At 32.2% G+C, this 21,763-nt stretch carries 10 protein-coding genes; all 10 read right to left on the bottom strand.

The genetic code is table 11. The features are described from left to right. Nucleotides 1-183: 183 nt before the first annotated feature. Complete coding sequence (locus QZ260_RS05050) at nucleotides 184-2,055, bottom strand: alpha,alpha-trehalase (RefSeq protein WP_295983493.1); 1,872 nt, start codon at nucleotides 2,053-2,055, stop codon at nucleotides 184-186. Then, nucleotides 2,052-3,281 carry an MFS transporter gene (locus QZ260_RS05045; protein WP_295983491.1) on the bottom strand — a complete coding sequence of 410 codons (1,230 nt, stop codon included), beginning with the start codon at nucleotides 3,279-3,281 and terminating at the stop codon, nucleotides 2,052-2,054. The genes QZ260_RS05050 and QZ260_RS05045 overlap by 4 nt, the downstream gene beginning before the upstream one ends. Before the next feature lie 48 nt (nucleotides 3,282-3,329). Next, complete coding sequence (locus QZ260_RS05040) at nucleotides 3,330-4,646, bottom strand: MFS transporter (protein WP_295983490.1); 1,317 nt, start codon at nucleotides 4,644-4,646, stop codon at nucleotides 3,330-3,332. 373 nt (nucleotides 4,647-5,019) lie between these two features. After that, nucleotides 5,020-6,345, bottom strand: a complete 1,326-nt coding sequence (locus QZ260_RS05035; protein WP_295983488.1) for a vanadium-dependent haloperoxidase — start codon at nucleotides 6,343-6,345, stop codon at nucleotides 5,020-5,022. 24 nt (nucleotides 6,346-6,369) lie between these two features. Continuing rightward, complete coding sequence (locus QZ260_RS05030) at nucleotides 6,370-9,636, bottom strand: VCBS repeat-containing protein (protein ID WP_295983487.1); 3,267 nt, start codon at nucleotides 9,634-9,636, stop codon at nucleotides 6,370-6,372. 3 nt (nucleotides 9,637-9,639) lie between these two features. Further along, nucleotides 9,640-12,927 carry a VCBS repeat-containing protein gene (locus tag QZ260_RS05025; RefSeq protein ID WP_295983486.1) on the bottom strand — a complete coding sequence of 1,096 codons (3,288 nt, stop codon included), beginning with the start codon at nucleotides 12,925-12,927 and terminating at the stop codon, nucleotides 9,640-9,642. Continuing rightward, nucleotides 12,927-13,421 carry a hypothetical protein gene (locus QZ260_RS05020; RefSeq protein WP_295983485.1) on the bottom strand — a complete coding sequence of 165 codons (495 nt, stop codon included), beginning with the start codon at nucleotides 13,419-13,421 and terminating at the stop codon, nucleotides 12,927-12,929. The genes QZ260_RS05025 and QZ260_RS05020 overlap by 1 nt, the downstream gene beginning before the upstream one ends. 82 nt (nucleotides 13,422-13,503) lie before the next feature. Then, nucleotides 13,504-16,770 carry a VCBS repeat-containing protein gene (locus QZ260_RS05015; protein WP_295983484.1) on the bottom strand — a complete coding sequence of 1,089 codons (3,267 nt, stop codon included), beginning with the start codon at nucleotides 16,768-16,770 and terminating at the stop codon, nucleotides 13,504-13,506. 67 nt (nucleotides 16,771-16,837) lie between these two features. Further along, nucleotides 16,838-18,448 (bottom strand): RagB/SusD family nutrient uptake outer membrane protein, encoded by a 1,611-nt coding sequence (locus QZ260_RS05010; RefSeq protein ID WP_295983483.1) that lies wholly within the window; start codon nucleotides 18,446-18,448, stop codon nucleotides 16,838-16,840. An 18-nt stretch (nucleotides 18,449-18,466) separates the two neighbouring features. Beyond that, nucleotides 18,467-21,448, bottom strand: a complete 2,982-nt coding sequence (locus tag QZ260_RS05005) for a SusC/RagA family TonB-linked outer membrane protein (RefSeq protein ID WP_295983482.1) — start codon at nucleotides 21,446-21,448, stop codon at nucleotides 18,467-18,469. Between the last annotated feature and the right edge of the window lie 315 nt (nucleotides 21,449-21,763).

Below are 21,763 nucleotides of genomic sequence, written 5' to 3'. Positions count from 1 at the left end.
TTGGCAACTGTAATTCCGTAATAATTATTTGGATCAATATTGTTGGCCTCTATATGCCAAGGAGAGTTTGAAAAATCTTGAGATTGTAAACAAAGTGATACTGATAAACTTAAAAAAAGCAAAAAATGCTTCATGATTATTATATTTTAAATTGTGTAAAAAAGAACCTTTACTTCATCTTTTTTAGATAAAAAGTTCTTCTGGTTTTTTTAATTGATTTAAATGCATGATGTTGTTTTTTGTCAATAATGACAAACCATATTGATAAGATGCGTTCATCCAACCAAAACCTTCTTGGGTTATATATTCAAAATCCGTCCCAACATTTCCGTATTCTGCAAACACTTTGTGTGTAGCTTGTACAACATCATATTTTTCTGGAATGGTCCCATTATAATCAACAGCATTTTTGGTAATCATGTACAACCATCTATACATTAATTCTTGAGTTTCAGTTTCAAAGCCATAATTCAATAATCCCTTCCAAATAAGCATTTGATGAGGCGCCCAACCATTTGGATAATCCCATTGACGAGCAGGGCGTTCATTAGAAATTTCACCTCTACTTTCTTGGGTGCTTCCCGAAATACCTCCTTTTTCTAGCAATAAGGGCAATGCGTTTTTTAAAATTTCTTCAGCTTGTTTTTGGGTTGCCATTTTACTCCACAAAGGCGTAAAAGTAGTTGCTGAAACAAATTTTGATTGCTTATTTGTTGTAAAATTATAGTCGTAAAAAAGTCCATCATTTTCATTCCATAAATACTCATTTACTTTCTTTTTACGATTTCTTGCTTTTTCTAACCAATAATTACTTGTATAATTTTTAGAATTGATGATGAAAACATCATCGAACTCATCTTTAATTAATTTGGCAAAATCTATTTCATATTTATATAAAAAAGCATTTAGCTCAACTAAGTTTAAATCGGCACAATTACTATCTATTCTGTAGGATGTATCATGACCCGATTCTCGAACACTTCTGTCATTTAAAAAATAAATATCTAGTTGATTGTTTTTGATTTCACCTTTTTGATATTTCTCTAAATAGGTATTTATTGATATCTGTACAGCATCTGCAAATGGTTTTATAATAGCATCAAAATGCCCTTCTTCACATTCTGGAGGAAAACCAATACCTTCAGCCAAATAACGATTTAATCCGTTTTTTATCAAACGTTTTCCTTCCACCATCCAAACAGTTTCATATTCATGAATCGCAGTTTTTAAATGACTTTTTAACCAATTTTTATCTTTACAAACCTCAAAAACTTCACAAATCAAACTCGAATAAAAAGGGGGCTGAGTTCTCGTAAGATAATAAGATCTATTAGCGTTAAGTATTTTCCCGTAGTGCTCAATTTCATATTGAAAATGTTCAGCAACAGCTTTTGCTAATTCTATTTTTCCATCTATTATTAAACCAATAGATTGAAAATAGCTGTCCCAACCATACATTTCATTAAAACGTCCACCAGGAACAACGAAAGGAATTCCATTAATTTGTCCATTATCCTCTTTTAGTTTGAGTGATAGAATCCCTGGTTTTGTGTTGATGCGTTTTACAAAATTTGGTGTTATTTTTTTAGGAAGCTTAATGGCTTTGATAGGAAAATCTGTTTCTAAATTTCTATAATATTTAAAAGCTATCTTATCATTAAAAGGAATATAAACTCTTAATTTATTTGAAATAAGGGTTTCATTTTTTGAATCGTTTATAAGGTTTTGAATCCCTTTTTCATCCATTGTTCTTGTAAGCCCACTCCAAAAATAATCTTTAACCATTCTAGAAACTCTTTCTACTGGTGGTTCTTCAATGCCTTTTAAAGGAATTTGTGCAGTAGTTTTTCCTTTGTTTTTTGCAATGACTAATTCTTGTAATAAATTTGAGAGATGGTAAGTTCCTTTTACCATATAAGGTTCTCGTTTACTTGATGTTATTTCAAATGCTTTGGGGCCTTTATCTTCAATGGTTATTCTTTTATCACCATCTGTGTCTTCCTGCAATAATAACTTTTGAAGTGTAGCTTCAATATTTAAATTAAAAAAAATCATTGCGCTACTTCTTGATTTTTAGACATACGGTCGATTAATAAAACAAAAATAATCAACAAACCCATTGGGATTAGCAAAAAGTAAAACGCACTGGCACCACCTATATTTTCAAATAATTCACCAACTATTCTTGAACCTATTGTACCTCCTAATGCAGAAAAAATAATTATTAAACCAGACATAGGTGAATGTAAACTCTTAGGTAAGGAGCTTAACACTGTAGAATTCAAAAGCGGATAAATTGGCGCAATAAATAATCCTATTAGTGGTAAAATAAATCCTAATAGTGGCACTTGGGATAAGCTTGAAATTTCTCCAATAGATTCAATGTCTCCCTGTAATTGGGGTAAAACATAAACTAAAATGCTGCCAGAAACAATAACACATATAATAACGAGGTAAACCCAATTTATGTATTTGGTAAGAAATCCCGCAACGAATCTTCCAAGAGCAAGAGAAAGGGCTAATATACTTGCCATTTGAACACTTAATACTGAATTAAAATTGAATATTTTTTTATTGAAGGTTGGCAACCATGTCATAATTCCCTGCTCTATCATTACAAACAAAAAAGCTGAAATGATAAAAACCATAACTAACGGAACAACCATTAATTTAAGAGATTCTTTCAAGTCTTCTTTCAAACTAGTACTTATGGCTTCAACTTGATAAGTAATTTTAGAGAAAAGCAGAAAAAGAAACGAAACTAAAATCAGACCGCATAAAAGGTAGTATACATTTAACCAAGAATTTTCATCAGAAGAATAAAAAGCTGGGAATAAAAAATAGGCCAAAGCAATTCCTACCATAAAGAACCCTTCTATAGAACTCATTAAAGCGGCATGTTCTTTTCTTGAATTGGTTAAAATTCCAATAAGGGAATAGACTGATAATTTTATTAAGGCAAAACTAACTCCAATAGTTAAAAAAAGTACTTTGGTATAAAAGAATGAATTACCTAAAATAATTTGTACACAACCAAAAAACACAATAACTAATGCTACTAACATGGCTTTTTTGTAACCAAAACGCGGTAGAAAAGATGCAATTATAAAAGAAACGATGGCTATTGGTAAATCTTTAAAGGCCTCTAAAGTAGATGCTTGAGATTCCGTTACTTTGTATACATCAATAGATTTTTCAATTACAATACCAACACTATTTAAAAGTATTGCAAAAACAAAATAGTTAAGATAGATGGAGATTTTAATGCCTAAGTTTTTCATTTTCTTCGAGTGTAAAATATATTAGTGTGCCTTTCCTAAAAATACTGGCTAATCGTTATCTTCGATAGCTTTGTTTTCATTTAATCGAAAAGCTAAAAAAGCAGATATAGCAAAAAACAACCCAGCAAATAACATTGCATTTATGGCATTACCACCAAGTACATATTTATATATTGGCCCAAATGTTAGCGTTTGAATAAACATAGGAATTACAATCATCATATTTAAAATACCCATATATACTCCTCTGCGATCTTGAGGCACAATTTTTGAAACCATGGTATAAGGAATCCCCATCATTGCGGCCCATCCAATTCCAAATAGCACCATAGGCACAAGGACCATAACAGGGTCTGAAATATAAGGTATTGTAAATAAGGCAATAGCCGTACCTATTAAACTGATTGCATAGACTTTTTTGCCACCAAACCGGAGCGTTAAAGGAACTAAAGCTAAGGCGACTACCATTGTGACTATATTATAGGTTAAACTCATTTTAGCAGCTTGTGATGCAGCTTCAGATGTTGAAAAACCTAAGGTTAATTTGAATAGAGGTGTAGTAAACTGCCAATAGATAAATAGTGCATACCATTGAAATAAATATACAGCACTAATTTTCCACATAAATTTCGGCATCTCTTTTATAGCTTGCACTATTTCTTGAAAAGGTTGAGAAATACGTTTATTAAAGGGCATACTCTTAATTGTATTTATTTCTTCGAGCTCTTGAGTGGAAGGCGGGATTTCAGGAGTTTTAAAAACTGACCATAAAATGGTAGTTAAAGATAAGAATGCACCAATATAGAATGAATAATACAACCATTGTGGAATAACACCTACTTCTTCAACAGATTCTCCACCAAACCAATATTGAAACAAAACTATAGATCCATTAGCTAATAAAATACCTGCACCAACGAATAAGCTTTGCATTTGATACCCCAAACTTAATTGTTTTTCGGGTAATTTATCTCCAACAAAAGCACGGTAAGGTTCCATTGCCATATTGTTACCAACATCGAGAATCCAAAGTAATCCCACAGCAAACCAAAGTATTGGGCTATGTGGAAATGCGAATAAACACAAACTCCCTAATAAAGCACCAATTAAAAAATAAGGCTTTCTTCTACCCCATCGGTTAGACCATGTTTTGTCTGACATCGCTCCAATTATTGGTTGAATTATTAACCCTGTAACTGGACCTGCAATATTCAAAATTGGCAACATGTCTTCTGGAGCACCTAAATATAAAAATATCGGATTTATTGCAGTTTGCTGCAACCCAAAACTATATTGAATTCCCAGGAATCCAACATTCATATTAAATATTTGCCAAAAAGATAATCTTGGTTTAGTTGGTTTCATTTTTGACATTTTATTTTAAGTTGTAAAAGCACTATGCCTTATTATTTATAATATCTAGTACGCAGATAATTGCTAAAAAAATTAATACAAACCTGTTCATTTTGAATCGCATGAAAAAACTCAGTCTTTAAACAAATCTCAACAATTTCATTATTATTAAGATATTTTACAATTTTCAAGTCACAAAACGCGAATTCTTTAATCGAAATCGTTTTCGAATTAGAAAAAACAATGCGTTTTGTTAACAGAAAGTATAAATACTATCCATCAAATACCAAAAAACATGAATTATAACTTGTAATTATTATTTAAAAAAGCTTTTTGAACTATTAAAAGTTATTCTTGGGAAATAAGAAAATATAATATACTAAAGCTATTTTTTAGTCTGCATTTTTTGAACTATAAATTCTCCAACTTTTTGTCCTTGAGTCACACCTTCATCAATAGCCATTCGATAATGTATTCCTCCATAAAGCCTAGAGACTGCCGCTTCTTCAGAAGCATGATAAAATGAATTAAAACTCCTTGCTGGTAATCCATATTCCATTTCTGTTGTATCTAAGAAACCAAAATCATCTCCGTATAAATTCGTTAATATTACAGCAGCAGCTCTTGATATTACTGAATGACCACTAGTATATTCTGGAAAAGGAGGTGTTTGCAATAATGGGACCCATTGTTCATCAATATATTGATTGATTAACGTTTCTGGCCTAACCACTAGGCTTCTCCACTTTTCATCCCAACAACTTATAAAGCCATCAAAAAGCGCGACACTAACATGTGTATAAGCATTAACCGTTTCATCAAAAGAACTATTTGATTTCTTTGTAGCAATTTTAGTAATCCCTATCCAATGTCCACCTGGTGTTATCTTCTTTGTAGCAAACATAGCATGTCCTCGATGATGCGAAACATAAGGGTTACAATCCCAAAAACTAGCAATATCTTTACTTTCTTGATCTCTACCTTGCCCTTTTCTATAAACTTCCATCAGTTGTTTTTTGAATGCACTGCCATCAGTTAAATCTATTTCAATTGGAGGTGCTGGAACATATTGATTTGCTGAATCCAGAACTAACGTTCTTATTTTATTCCAATGTGGTTCAATCCCATCCATATAATCTGGAGGTGTAGGTTTCCAATATTTATCATCCTCAAGGATTGTGTATTTAGGATAAGTTCGAGTTTGATTATATAAATCTCCTTTGGCCCATTCCAAAATATGTTTTGCAACCACCTCACCATATTCAATTGATGCTTTTTTTGTTTTTTTAGGCAATCCGCTATCAATTAATTTTTTATAAGTTTCATTTTGAAAATCCGTTACTTTTTGTTCAGAAAAAATGAAGTGTTTTCCAACCACAGTAAATGCATGAATAGAAGCTAGATGGAAATCAACATCCTCATTATTTGGTTTTGGTATAGCATTTAAATCTGTTAGTTGACCTTCTAAACTATTATATTTATCTGGGTAGGCCTTTTGTATTATTGAAAAAGCAGCTACACTCGGATACATATAAACCCGCGATGCAACTGGGGGTGAAAATATATCATATACAATTACATCCGTTAAATTACTCATTGCAGAGTGAAAAAGTTCAGGGTCTTGAAGTTGTTCTTTATAAGCATTATTCTGCTTACATCCTGTCAAAACTAGGAGACAGCTTAGTACCATTCCAAATAAAATATACTTCATAATTCTCTTCATCTGTTTAATACTTTAATCGTTAGTAAGGGTGAAAATATACGTTTTGTCATTATTTGCAACAACTAAAAATTCATTTTCGCTTATTTTGATAATTTTTCTGGCATTTAAATTTCTTGGTAAAGGTAAATCATGGTAAGAATCAAATTTATTAGAAAATGAAATGACCCCACCAGAATTCCCATTACTTTCACCAAGTTCTGCAGTATAATCTAAATAATTACCAACAAAAATAATTCGCTGCTTATTATCAGTTGTATCCAATAATACATCCTCAATACTACTCATTTGAGCTTGATTTGGTAATGGTATTTCTTGTGTTTTGTTACCGACATTCATATACATCATGGATCGCAATTCAACTATTTTTTTTATTTCAAGAATGTCTTTCTCAGGCTTACCTGTGAGGTCTTCAATACTCGCAATCTTTGAAAATTTTGAATAGCTTAAAAATTTCTTCTTTAGTGAGGGCATTTGATCCATTAACTTATTTTTTGATGCGAATGGCACATTATTACCAAAAAAATCGTAAAAAATAATAGGGTCAACCTGTCCATTATCATCAAAATCATCAATATAAATTTTTACAGGTCGTTCTTTAGATGCCTTAAATTTAAAGTTCAAACCAGCATTACCAGCTATAATATCTTTTTCTCCATTACCATCAATATCTGCTACCAAAACACTGTTCCACATACCTTGCGTTTGATCTAATCCATATTTCTTTGTGTCATTTACAAATGTTGAATCTCGTTGATAACTATATACTGTTATGGGCATATAGTCGCCTACTACCACTAATTCTAATTTTTTATCATTATTAAGATCTGTCCATTGACTGTCTGTCACCATACCCAATCTTACTTTCTTAACAATTTCAAAACTTCCTTTACCACTATTTTTTAAAATAAAACTATATGGAGATAAACCATAGCCTCTAGACATTGATCTATTACCTATAAACAAATCATCAAAACCATCGCCATCAAAATCTCCAGAAGAAACACTACCGCCATTCGTTTTAATGAGTGGAGCAATTAAACGACGAAAATTGGCATTGCCATCATTTATATAAACACGATCTTCTAAATACGGATCACCTTCCACACTTTCATTACCCCCACTCATAACATATAAATCGAGGTCACCATCTTTTTCTAAATCAAATGCTGTAACATCGACATCTTCATAAATAACATCTTTATTGAAATCATTCTCTCTTTTATTAAAATATGTTCCATCACCTTTTCTTAGAAAAAGTTCAGATGATTGATGTTTTGCCCCGCCTATAAAAATATCTTCTAACCCATCACCATTAAAATCAGCTTTTACAAGTGCTGGCCCTTCTGTTGATAGTTTCTCAGGCATTAATGGTTCTTTTTCGTAATCTACATAATTGTTCTCAAGATGGGAAAATGGAAAAGTTCTAAAAAAATTTTTATCATCGCTTACGGTCAATTTTATTGACTTTTGTGCAGAGTTGTCTCTTGTAAGAACATGATGTTGATTAACCGATACTCCTTTTATAATTTGAAACGTTCCATCTAGCCATTGGACTTTTACACTATCAATCTTTTGTGTTTTTCCAATGCCAAAATGAATCTTATGTGTTGATGACGACTGAAAGCCTCTTGTTACATTTAGCTCATTATATTTTACCATATTATCTGCATATATATATAGCTTTGCACCAGTCGTATTTTTATAAATACTATCACCTTTTAGAGTGAAGGATATATAATTGTTGTTTATTGTATCTGTACTTTTATTCTCTAATAATAAAGCTGTTTGATTGATTGTGTTGACCACTATATCTAAATCACCATCATTATCTAAATCACTATACGCTGAACCATTCGAGTAAGATGGGTTAGAGCCGGCTTTATCCGTAAGCATCTCGAATTCTAAGTCCCCTTTATTTCGAAATACTACATTTGGAATTTTAATCGTTGGTATTTGTTTAATGATACTTTCTTCTAAGTCGTTTTGTTGTGATTGGTTATATTTTGAAAAGTTGACATTACTTAAATAATTAATATAATCAAGATCATTCGGCCTTTTATAAATACCATTGGTGACATAAATATCGTTATGGCCATCATTGTCATAATCTTGAATCAAAGCCGACCAACTCCAATCTGTCGCGTATGTATTCGTCATTAATGCGATATCAGTAAACGCTTTATTTTGCTGATTTAACTGTAATGTATTTCTAGCGTATTGCTTTCTAAAACCAAAGTTTTCCTTGATTTGACTCACCTTATCTGAATCTTCACCGCCCGATTTTAAAAATATCTCATGATCAAATGGCATCATGTCTAGTGAAAAAATATCCAACTGTTGATCATTATTAATATCGGCAATATCAAGTCCCATGGTAAACCTGGAAGTATGGCTCAAATAATCTACTCCAGATTCTTTAAAAGTTTTATTTCCTTGATTGATATATAAATAATCATTTTCATGAAAGTCATTACCTACATAAATATCAATTAAACCATCATTATTTACGTCAGAAGTTGTTAAAGCTAATCCATAACCAAGGGCGCTACTGTATATCCCAGAAGCTTCGGTAACATCAACAAATTTTATTTGATTTTGATCTAATCTATTTTCATATAACTTATCTCCTGAAAGTGAATCTTTAATTTTACGTCTATCTATACTTCCATAACTTCTAGGTGTGTGAACGGAGTGATTCATTAAGTACATATCCATATCACCATCGTTATCATAATCAAAAAAGGAAGCTTGTGTCGATAGACCTGAAAAATCTATTCCATAAACTTTAGAAGATTCTGTAAACGAATTATCTCCTTTATTAATATATAATAAATTGTGTGCTTTTAGAACTTTATAATTTCCAACTTTTGACACATAAATATCTAAAAACCCATCATTATTAACATCTTCCATTGTTACACCTGATGACCATGTAGAATCCATCTGTATTCCTGCTTCTTCCGTAATATCTTTAAACTTTAGGTTTCCTAAATTGAGGTACAACTTGTCAGACTTTTGATTAGCGGATAAGTAAATATCGTCAAGCCCATCATTATTAATATCTCCTATGGCGACACCTCCTCCATTGTAATAGTATAGGTACTCCATAATATTCAAGTCATCGCTATGGAATAAGTTATTTGAAAAATCAATCCCACTTAATTCTGAAGGAACTTCATCAAAAAATATAGCAGCTCGTTTTACATTAATCTCTTTTTTCTCTTTACAGCCCGAAAAAAATACTAGCGCTACAATTACAAATTTTATTACATGTTTCATTTCTTAATATTTGAATATTGCTAACGAATCACTATTTCTAGCAACGATGAGCTTTTGTTCATGCACTATGATATCACGAACCTCTCCTTTAAGGAAAAATCCATTACCATTCTTATGGCTTTTAAACTTCATATTACCTTTATTTTCTAAATAAACGCCATATGAGGCATCATATCTCCCTACTTCTGGTTTTACATTAAATAAGTTACCTCCTAGAACAATATCTTGATCTCCATCCTTATCAAAATCGTCTGTATTAATTGCATAAATAGAAGAAAATTGTGCTTCGATTGGAAGTTCTAAGACATCAAATTCTAAATTTCCTTTATTTATTAAAACTATCGAGGATAATATTGTTACTTTTAATTGATTAGAAACGTCTAAATCATTTTTAGCAAAAATGACATCCATACTAGCGTCTTTAAAGGATTCATAATTTGGAAATTTTTTCTTTAACCCTTTCATTTGATCAATTAAATTATGGCGTAAGGCATAAGGATAATCTTTTCCATTAGATGCTCTAAAAGCCAAAACCGGATCTATAAAACCATTTTTATCAAAATCGCTTGAAAAGAGTGTAATTGGCTTTTCAGGACTTGCTCTGAATCTACTATTTAATCCATGGTTTCCAACAATAAAATCAAAATCACCATCATTGTCTAAATCAACTTTATGTATCGTGTTCCACCACCCTTTTAAGTCTTTTACTTGACCTTCCTCTCTTCTAGTAAAAATCCCGCCTTGGTTAATAAAGATTTCAATACCCATAAACTCTCCTACAATTAACAAATCATCATCTCCATCTGCATCCAAATCATTAAATATCGCATCGGTAATCATACCAATATTTTTTAAATTGTTCGCCTTAGTTTCAGTAACATCCGTAAAGTTTCCATTACCATCATTCTCTAAGATAAAACCAGAACACTTGACCCCATACTTTAAAGGCACAACGCGCTCACCAACAAACAAATCTAAATCGCCATCATTATCTATATCTGAAGATATTACCGTTGATGTACTATGCATTGATCCTTTTACAGGCAATCTTTGGTCTGAAAGGGTAAAATTGCCTTTACCATCGTTGAGATAAAGTCTATCTAAAAAATCAGATGAATATTGTGAAAATTCTACGCCGCCACTACAAACATATAGATCTAAATCATTATCATTATCTGCGTCAAAGAAAAGGCTCGCCATATCTTCAGAATTGATGTTTTTTTGAAAATCTTTTGTTTTATCAATCACAAAACCACTGTCTTTACCATGTAAGATGGTTGCTGATGACCCTTTTGAGCCTCCAATAAATAAATCTTGCTTTCCGTCATTATTAATATCTGCCATTGACATTTTTGGCCCTTCAGTACTGCACATATGATGTAATAACCTATCTCGATTAAAATCAATAAAATTATTTTCTTTGTGCACAAAATTCAAAATTTCGTGATTTTTTTTAAATAAGGCATGTTGATTAACTTCATCGATTACTTCTGTAAGTAGCGCATCGCTTTCTGAAAGTGTGATGGTTTGATTTGGTTGTACATTGCTTAAAGCAGTTGTTTTACCTGAAGGCCATGTAACTTTAACAGTCACAGGGTCATTTGATGTTAAACCAAAATTAGGCCGAGGATCTACACTCGATTGAAACCCTCTTGTTGGTTGGTTTTCTATCGATTGCTTATTTGAAATAATTTCAATTTTCGAACCGATGGCTTGTGTATTTAAATTTTCTCCTTTAAGAATAAACTTTAAATAAGGTTTGTTTTTATTCTCCGTGGTGGAGTTCTTATAAACAAAAGCATTCATGTTTAGATTATTTACAACTAAATCTAAATCGCCATCATTATCTAAATCGGCGTATGCAGCGCCATTTGAAAAACTTTCGGTTTGCAAACCTGATTCTTTGTAATCTTTAAACTTCAAACCTCCCAAGTTTTGGTAGGCGTGATTTTTTATTTTATTTGAAGGAATGATTTCAATGAGTTTAGCGTAATCAACTACATTATTTATCATCATTGACTTTGAAACTTCTTCATTCGATATGTATTGAAGATAATCTTGATTGGTTAAATCTCTATAGATACCATTTGAAATAAAAAGATCTTTTAAACCATCATTATCCATATCAAAAATCAAAGCTCCCCAACTCCAATCCGAAGCTTCTACTCCACTTAACCTTCCAATCTCACTGAAAGAATTATTCTTGTTATTTAATTGAAATGTATTTCTTGTAAATTGATGGTAGTATCCATTATTCACTTTTAGTTGATACTTATTCCAATCTTCAAAAGTCGTAACTGTCTTTAAACGCTCATAATCAGACGGTAGCATCTCCGTGACAAAAATATCATTATAGCCGTCATTATTTATATCTGCCATATCGGCACCCATAGAAGCGCCACTTGTAGCCGTTATTTGATCTTCAAATTTCTCTGAAAATGTGCCATTATGATTATTGATATATAAATAGTCTCTTTCGAAAAAATCATTAGAAACATAAATATCTTCCCAGCCATCATTATTTATATCTCCTATTGTAACTCCCAGACCAAAACCAACAACACTGCCATAAATACCTGCTTTTTCACTAACATCTATAAATTTCCCATCTACATTCTCCATTAATTTATCACCACCTAGTAAATCTCTATTTGGTCTTTCATTTCTCCGTAAATCAAAACTCCCAATGGCTTGATAAGAATTATTCAAGATATAAACATCTAAATCACCATCTTTATCAAAATCAAAAAATGAAGCATGTGTTGAGAATCCTTTATCTCCTAAGTTATATTCTTCTGCCTTTTCGGTGAAAGTTAAATCTCCATTATTAATAAAGAGCTCATTCTGTTTGTTCTCTCCTTTTAAATCACCAGAATTACATACATAAATATCTAAAAGTCCATCTCCATTAATATCAACCATTGTAACACCAGTTGACCATGGTTTCTCACCACTTACACCAGCCGTATCAGTAATATCTATAAATTTAAAATCACCTTTGTTGAGAAATAGTTTGTTCTGATTTTGGTTAGATGTAAAATATATATCTAATAAATTATCATTGTTTACATCGCCAACTGAGACACCTCCACCATTGTAAAAATTGCGGTACTTATATACGTTAAAATCATTATCGTATGATAGGTCATTTGAAAAGTCAATACCCGTAATTGATTTGTCTAATAATTCGAAATTTTTTATGGTAGGCTCATTATGTTTTTTACAGGAAACCATAAAAAACGGTAATAAGACTGCTATTAATTTAACGTAATTCATCAATTTTCCTTTCATCAGTTTATTTTATCAAGCACATACCTTAAATCATCAATTCTAACATCAACTGTTCTGCTATCTGTAATAGGTTCTATTAAAATCCGTCGATTTCCATCTATTTTAACATGTATTTCTCCCTTGGTTTTCTTAGCTGGTATTACTATAAAATCATTACCAGGAAACCAAGTTTTTAGACTATCCTTAACCACCGGTACTAACTTATCTGATTGTAACGATTTGTTCCAAAGTGACCAAGCTACATAACGAAATTTCATATCCATTCCTGTCATGATTTTTTCCTTATTAAATATCCCATAAAATAGCAATGTAATTGGGCTATTTAGACTATCTCCTTTTTTCTTAGGCAATTGATATTCAACAAAATTATTTGAGGATCCTTGATTGATTATTTTTTGATTGTTTAGCTTCCAACATTGATCGAAAAACAATTTTCTTGTTTGACCAAATGTCATTCCAAAAATGAGCGAATCATTCACAATATTTTTCGCCATTTCATTATTTACAAGCTTAGTATATTCAGATTTATTACAGCTCAGCTGTATTAATAAAAAAAATATTATCAAAAATTTTACGCTATTCTTTAATACTATAGAAACTTGTTTTTTCATTATTTATAGTTGCAATTAATAGTTTGATATTATTATGTTTTACCCAGTTAAGACCTCTTATTTGCCCTTTAATATTTAAAGGAACTGGTTTTGATGTTGATATGCTTTCTTCTTTTGAGCCATATAAAACCCATCCCATAGAGGCATCATATCGACCAAACCTTGGTTTTACTAAATACTGATTGCCTCCGAAAAATAAGTCTGTATTTCCATCTTTATTTATATCATTGGCTGTAATCGCATAGATAGGCGAATATTGCAATTCACTTGGTAACTTTTGCGAAACAAATTTATTATTTTCATTCAAAAATATAGTGCTTTTTAACATTTTTAAGTCAACAAAATAAGCTTGATCGAGAAGTTCTTTCGATAAAATAGATTCAATACTAGCTTGAGCATAATCTTTATAGTACAGCAATTTCTTTTTCAACGATGGTATTTGTGAAATTAGCTCATCTTTATCTACTATCGGGTAGTATTTATCACCTTTTTTCTTGCAAATAAGTTGCTCTTCAAAACCATTGTTGTCGAAATCATAAATATACATTCTCATATCTGATTCAAAGAAATTATTCAATCCCTTATTTCCGGCTATAATATCTAAGTCCCCATCATGATCAACATCTATCATTTCCATAGCAGACCAAAGCCCACACGTGTTTTCCATTTGATAAATATTAGTTTTATCAACTAATTCCCTATTCTCATTGATAAAAATTTTAATAGGCATCCATTCTCCAGAAACTATTAGATCTTGCCAACCATCGTTATTAATGTCTACCCAACTTGCATTCTTAATCATACCAATATTTTCCATGGTATCATTCTTCATATACTTAAAGTTACCATTTCCATCATTTTCTAATAGATATCCAGAACATGGCTTTCCATACAGATTTGTTTTATAACGTTCTCCAACAAATAAATCTAGATCACCATCATTATCATAATCGGCTGGTTTAACTACTGATGAACTTATTGTTTTCGGTAAGGATATTGCTTTCGGTAATTTTTCAAATGTTCCATTATTATTAATGTAATATGAATCGTTTAAAGCAATTGAATATTGAGAAAATGCCCTACCCCCATGACAAACATATAAATCTAGATCTCCATCATTATCTCCATCAAAAAAAACAGCATCTGTATCTTCAGAATTTATATCATCTATAAATGGTTTCGTGATTTCACTAAAACCAAATGCACTTGAAATAAATAAAGTACCAGATTGATTTTTAGCACCACCAACAAAATAATCCATGCTATTATCATTATTAATATCCCCTACTGCAATACAAGGGCCTTCATTACTATACATCTGTGTTAACAAGCGTTCTTTGTTAAAATCGATATAACTATTTTCTTCATGAGCAAAATCAAACAAAGGACTTATCTCTTCAAGTATCTGTTTTTCTAATTTCTTTACTTTAACCTCATGAATACTATCTAGCACTTTAGGTTGTTCAATGGAATACGTTTCATTCGTTCTTAAATTTGACATTGTCAATGTTTTTCCATTAGGCCATGTAATAAAGAGAGAATCTATATATTCCGAATCACCAACACCAAAATGCAATCCGTTTGCAACACTACTTTGAAACCCTCTAGAATTATAGTTTTCACCGTAGCTCTTTTTATTATTGGCATATTGTATTGTTGCCTTAGTTCCGATACCAAAAACATTCTTGTCTTTTTGCACAAATTTTAGTATGACACTTCGATGTTTTAGTGTGTCTGTTTTGTTTTCGTAAATAAAAGAAGGCATGTTTACATTATTAACTACAATATCTAAGTCTCCATCGTTGTCAAGATCAACGTATGCGCTCCCATTGCTAAAACTTGGCTTATCTAAACCCCAGTCTTTACTTTTATTTTCAAAATTAAAACCACCTAAATTACGGAAAACAGCGTTAGGAACAGCTTTCGATGGCATTGCATCGATTAACTTCTTTATGACTTCCTTTTCGCTACTATTTATTCTACTCCTAATAGTTTCATCATTAGCTTCGTAAGTAAGGTAATCTCGATCTAACAAATCTTTATAAATACCATTACTAACAAATATATCTTTATAGCCATCATTATCCATATCAAATAACAGTGTACTCCAACTCCATTCAGTTGCCGAAACATTGGCTTGGCGTCCTAATTCAATAAAGTTTCCATTACCTAAATTTCTTTGAAGAGTATTTCTAGAAAATTGATTATAATACCCCTGTTTTACAGCTAATTGATGTTTGTCCCAAGACTCAAAAATAGTTTTTGTTTTTTGGCGTTCGTCAGTTTCTGGTAGCATTTCAGTAACCATTAAATCCGTTTTAAGGTCATTGTCTAAATCTGCCAAATCCGCTCCCATTGAACCCATAGATATAGATTGAAAATATTCTTCAATTTGTTCAGAAAACCCTCCTTTCCTATCATTAATATATAGGTAGTCTTTTTCAAAAAAATCATTCGAAATAAATATATCAGTCCAGTTATCATCATTAAAATCACCTAAAGTAATACCTAAACCAAAACCAATTTTACTTGAAAAAATCCCAGCCTCTTCGGTTATATCGATAAATTTACCAGAGTCATTTCTTAGGAATTTATTACCACTTCCGGAAGTATTCGGAATCAATCGTTGATCCTTAATAAGATCAAAAGCTCCTATCGATTTTATTGAGTTATTTAAAAGATAAGCATCCAGGTCTCCATCTTTATCATAATCGAAGAATGCCGCATGCACAGATAAACCTGTAATATCTAAACCAAACTGTCTAGAACATTCAGTAAATGTAAGATCTCCATTATTAATAAAAAGTTCATTGTGCCTATTTTCTCCGCCAGGCTTACCTGCCTTACAAACATATAAATCCAACAAACCATCACCATTTATATCTGCAAATATGGCTCCACTGGACCAAACATTGGAACAGGAAACACCTGCTTTAGCTGTAATATCCTCAAACTTCCAATTCCCCTTATTCAGAAATAGCTTATTATCAACCATGTTACCGGTAAAATAAATATCTTCGAGTCCATCATTATTGACATCTCCTATAGCAACACCACCTCCATTATAAAAATTGCGATATACATAAGGATTAAAAGCTTCGTCGTATATCAATGCATTTTCAAATGACATACCATTATCACTATCATTTAAAACAAATAGGGTTTTCTTTTGTTCTTCTTTAGTAGAACAGGAAATTAGTAGAAATAGTAGAAAAGGTAAAATATATTTCATTAGTGCATAATACAAAAAAAAAGGTTGTTCCTAAGAACAACCCTTTAATAAAAAAACTTAATTCAAATTAATAACCTGGATTCTGACTTAGACTACCACTTGAAGCATTAATTTGCTCTAGAGGTATTGGAAACAAAGTTCTAAACGAATCAGAATTTGTTTTTTCCCACCAAGAACCTCCGAATTTACCAAAACGGATTAAATCAGTTCTACGAGAAGATTCCATAAACATCTCTCTTCCTCTTTCAGCTAAGAAAGTATCTGCTGTGATTGATCCTAATGGGCCTAAACCAACTCTTGCTCTTAAAGCAGTAACATCTGGCTCAGCTAAACTCCAATTACCTGCAGCTCTGGCTTTTGCCTCAGCACGTATTAAATGTACTTGACCTAATCTAAAAATTGGGTAGTCATTATTCATTTCCGGTCTACCAAATAATTGGAAGCTAAATTTCTTACCACGAACACCACTTTCTCTAACAGAATTTGGCTCTAACTCACTAATGTTCGGCGTGTAATTCAGTTGAAGATTATCATCATCTGCAGCAAAATCTAGTAAAGCATTACCACCAAAATCCAACTGTGGTCCTGATAAGAAGTTTGCTACTTTTCTGGCATCAGCATCATCATAACTATTATAAAACTCTTCAACAACTTGATACCCATTCCATGGCTGTGCGTCTAAAGCATATGTTAACTGAGTACTGTAATGAAAATTCATTTGAGAGAAATTCATTCCCCCAGCAGAAACAGCATCGTAACGTATAGACCAAATCATTTCAGGGTTGAATTGATTATTTGGAGCAAATATCGCAGCATAACCTTCTAAGTTATCAGGATCAGAAGCCACCGCTGGTCGTTGTGCCAAGTTAATAACAGTACAACCATCAGCACATAACTGGTAAGGACCATTGTCTATAATATAAGTAGCAGCCCAGTCAGCCTCTTGATAATGTGGCGTTCCTGTATATACTTCTGCATTTAAATATAGTTTAGCTAATAAACCTAGTGCTCCAAATTGATTCACTAAATATGGTTCAGCGGCAGTACCTAAAGAACTACCAGATAAATCTAAACTAGCTGTAACTTCACTAATTCCTAATACACTTAACAATTCACTTTCAACAAAGTTAAAAGCTGCTTGACTATCCGTTTGTGGCGCATCACCACCTGGGGCTGTAATTATTTTCACATTACCGAAGTTGTCTAACAATCTCCAGTAAAAGAAAGCTCTAATTGTTTTAGCCTGTGCCATTTCGGCAGGTGATAAAGAACCGCCATTTAAAGCTAAATTCACTTCACCAATACCTCCGTAAGCATCATTCCAGATATTGTTAAACGTACCATTCGAGGCATCAAAAGTATGTCTGTGCATACGCAACCATATACCACCATCAAACCAGTCACCACCTTTTTGACCTAAGGTCATTTCATCTGATGAAACTTCTTGAGCAGAATAATAGCTACCATGCCCTGCAGATCCATTTCTAAGTCTGTCATAAGAAGGCGTCAATGCTCCTGAAGGAAGAATTCCACCATCGGTAGCACCTTCTACTACAGTAACACCATCATCCGAAAACTCAGTAGTTAATTCATCTTCTAAGACCTCATCTAGATCTGTACAAGAATATGCCATAACCAGCATACTACTTAAGAATGTTAATTTTATAAAACGATTCATTTTATTGTTTTTTTTTAATTAAAAGTTAATATTTAATCCTAAAGTAATTGTTCTAGACTGAAAATAATTATATCGTCTATCAACACCAGGAGCTAATACATTTGCCGATCCTAAATCTCCACCGTTATCTACAGCACCAAAATCTTGTAAAGCTGGTTCTGGATCAGATCCAGTATAATCGGTAATTGTAAATAAATTTTGACCCGTTAATGATATTCTCATATTTTGAATATACTCATTTTTGATATCGAAATTATAACCAATAGATAGGTTATCTAATCTAAAGAAATCAGCTTTTTCAACGTAGTAAGAACTAAATTGAGCTGTTTTAATATCATTCCTAGCTAATTCTGTATTTACAAAGTTGTAAGATGATTGAGAACCAATTCTTGGCTCATAAAACGCACGGAACGTATTAACTAAACTGTGTCCAAATGCACCTCTAAACAATACATTAGCATCCCAGTTACCATACTTTACTGAATGTGTCCAACTTAATTCAAAATCAGGAATACCTTTACCTAATACCTTAAAATCAACATCGTCATTCAGAGCACTACCTTGATCTGTAACCAAATTACCATCACCATTTACATCAACCAATATTGGCGTTCCATTAGCATCAACTTCTCCAGAAAATACAGGACCCCATATTTGACCAACTTCTTGACCTTCTTTCACCAAAATAACATTGGTACTGTTTTGACCTGGCGCTCCTAAATTTGCTGTAGTTCTATCTCCACCTGTATTCTTTTCAAGAATCGTTTTGTAAGATGAAAATATGATTCCAGAATTATAAGTAAGCTTATCATTATTAACAAAATCATAATTTAAACTCAACTCTATACCTTTGGTATTTAATTCACCTCCGTTTTGGAATTGGCTAGTAAACCCATCATTAGCAGCTGCATCGATATTTTGATTTGTAATAAAATCTACAATATCTCTATTATATAAGTCTAATGTAGCAGACAGACGGTCTGTTTCATATTCAAAACCTAAATTTAATTCTCTTTTTTCCTCCCATTTTAATCCAGGGTTTGGAGCTCTACTACCTAAACCAGTACTTGAAGAACCGAAACCGCTTCCACCATTACTAACTCCGAAAGTTGTTTGAGACAAACCAACACCAGGAGGGATTGCACCTGTAACACCATAACCTAATCTTGCTTTCAATAAGTTTACATTATCTAATTCTAAAAACTTATTCAAATCGGCTCCTATCGCAGCTGAAGGAAAAATACCCCATTGTTCGTCATCACCGAATCTACTTGATCCTTCTCTTCTAATTGAAGCATTCACATAAATAGCATCGCTTATTGTAGCATTTGCTCTAGCAAAAAAGGCAATAATTCTATCATCATCATTACGACCACTATTAGCTATAATACGACCTGATTCCAATAAATCTTGAGAAATCTCGATATTATCACTAAAATCAAAATTTACACCAGGAGGAAAATCTCCAATTTGCAAATAGTATTCGTTAAAGTCAGTTTCTTGCCAAGAATATCCTCCTGTAAATTTGAAACTAAATGAATCATTCACTGATTTATTATATGTACCAAATAACTCAAACGTTTTGTTTCTAATTTCGTTGTTATAGAAATCTGCTCTACCTTTTCTAAAAGGACTTACAGCATTTCCTCTGAAAAAAGAAGTTACAGGATAATATTGTCTATTTGTATTCTTTTCTATTTGCTCACCAACCATTAAATTAGCCGATAAATCATCTGTAAAAGAGTATCTAAAATCTAAACTATAGTTGATTATAGTTCTAGAACCATAATTTTTGTTTTGTTCAGCAATTGATACAGGATTAAAACTATCAAATAAACCTAAGGTTTCAAAATAGCCACCAAACTGATCACCATTAAATGCAAAAGGCGCATCTGAACCTAATACAGGAGCAGTTGGATTATATACTGATGCATAACGCAAGGCTTCGTTAAACCCGAAATCACTATCGCGTTGAGTTAATGAGGTATTGAAACTAATCTTCAATTTATCATTTAACATTTTACCTGATAGTTTAGCTCTAGCATTTACTTGATTAAAACCTGAATTAATTAAAATCCCTTCAGCATCTCTTAAATTAACAGATACACGGTAATTTGCTTTATCTGTTCCCCCGACTGCTGAAATATTATGTATTTTAGATACAGCTGTACGAGTAACTTCATCTCTCCAATCCGTATCAGCTCCAAGATCAGTACCTCCTGTTGCTAAAAACTCTTGTCTACCCATAAGATCAATTTGATTTGATATAGATGCAGTAGAAAATTGCCCATTGTAAGAAACACTAAATGGCTGACCATTTTTACCTGACTTCGTTGTTACTAAAATTACACCACTCGATCCACGAGTACCATATATAGCTGCTGCTGAACCATCTTTTAAAACTGTGATATTTTCAATATCTGCTGGATCAACATTGCTCAGCGACTGTCCTAAAACACCGTCAATTACTACTAGTGGCTCTGTATTACCACCTACAGTAGAAATACCTCTCAAACGAATTGTTGCGCTTGAGTTTGGGTTACCCCCTTTATTGTAAACCGTAAGACCAGCAACCTTACCTTGTAATAGCTGTGTGGCATCACTAATAACACCTTTATTAAAATCTTCTGCTCCAACGCTAGTAACAGCAGTTGTAACCTCTTTCCTAGTTGTACTACCATAACCAACTATCACTACTTCATTAAGTTGAGCAGCATCGTCTTCAAGAGTAATGTTCATTGTTGATTCACTTACTAGAACTTCCTGAGTCAAGTAACCTATGTATGAGAACACTAAAGTGTCTCCATTATTGGCACTAACTTGAAAATTCCCATCGAAATCTGTAACCGACCCTACTGCAGTACCTTTTACTAATACATTAACACCGGGCAGTGGCCCTGAAGCGTCACTTACAGTCCCCGTTACGGTTTGAGCATAAATAAAGCTTCCTAGCAATAAAGCAAAAGGAAGCAATAGCTTTTTGAGTAATTTGTTTTTCATTTGTTTGAGTTTAATTAAAATTTAGTTTAGTTACTTTTTTTCAGAAAAGTAGTTTTAATTACTGGTTAAAATTAATTGTTTAATTATTATGATATGCCAAAATAAAAAATTCATAATTGATTAATGTCTATATTTATTCAGTGAAAGAATTCAAACATTTTGTTAAAATTAAAAAAAAATGCACTAAATAATTTAAGTCAATCAGATTCCTTGGCGAAAAACATAAGGGTAAGTTTACATTTATTTAACAAACAATCAAAAAAAAACAATGGTTAAACACTCAAAAAAATCACGAAAACGTTTTCGATTTTAACA

This window comes from uncultured Algibacter sp., assembly GCF_905480415.1.
In the GTDB taxonomy this organism is placed as follows: Bacteria; Bacteroidota; Bacteroidia; order Flavobacteriales; family Flavobacteriaceae; genus Algibacter_B.
Note: the sequence above shows the minus strand (reverse complement) of the source record. Positions and strands in the feature narration are given on the sequence as shown.

What these genes read in the sequence shown, in the direction of transcription:
- QZ260_RS05035 (WP_295983488.1), bottom strand. Translation starts at nt 6,345, where the DNA reads ATGAAGTATATTTTATTTGGAATGGTACTAAGCTGTCTCCTAGTTTTG.
- QZ260_RS05020 (WP_295983485.1), bottom strand. Translation starts at nt 13,421, where the DNA reads ATGGCGAAAAATATTGTGAATGATTCGCTCATTTTTGGAATGACATTT.
- QZ260_RS05005 (WP_295983482.1), bottom strand. Translation starts at nt 21,448, where the DNA reads ATGAAAAACAAATTACTCAAAAAGCTATTGCTTCCTTTTGCTTTATTG.
- QZ260_RS05015 (WP_295983484.1), bottom strand. Translation starts at nt 16,770, where the DNA reads ATGAAATATATTTTACCTTTTCTACTATTTCTACTAATTTCCTGTTCT.
- QZ260_RS05045 (WP_295983491.1), bottom strand. Translation starts at nt 3,281, where the DNA reads ATGAAAAACTTAGGCATTAAAATCTCCATCTATCTTAACTATTTTGTT.
- QZ260_RS05030 (WP_295983487.1), bottom strand. Translation starts at nt 9,636, where the DNA reads ATGAAACATGTAATAAAATTTGTAATTGTAGCGCTAGTATTTTTTTCG.
- QZ260_RS05010 (WP_295983483.1), bottom strand. Translation starts at nt 18,448, where the DNA reads ATGAATCGTTTTATAAAATTAACATTCTTAAGTAGTATGCTGGTTATG.
- QZ260_RS05025 (WP_295983486.1), bottom strand. Translation starts at nt 12,927, where the DNA reads ATGAAAGGAAAATTGATGAATTACGTTAAATTAATAGCAGTCTTATTA.
- QZ260_RS05050 (WP_295983493.1), bottom strand. Translation starts at nt 2,055, where the DNA reads ATGATTTTTTTTAATTTAAATATTGAAGCTACACTTCAAAAGTTATTA.
- QZ260_RS05040 (WP_295983490.1), bottom strand. Translation starts at nt 4,646, where the DNA reads ATGAAACCAACTAAACCAAGATTATCTTTTTGGCAAATATTTAATATG.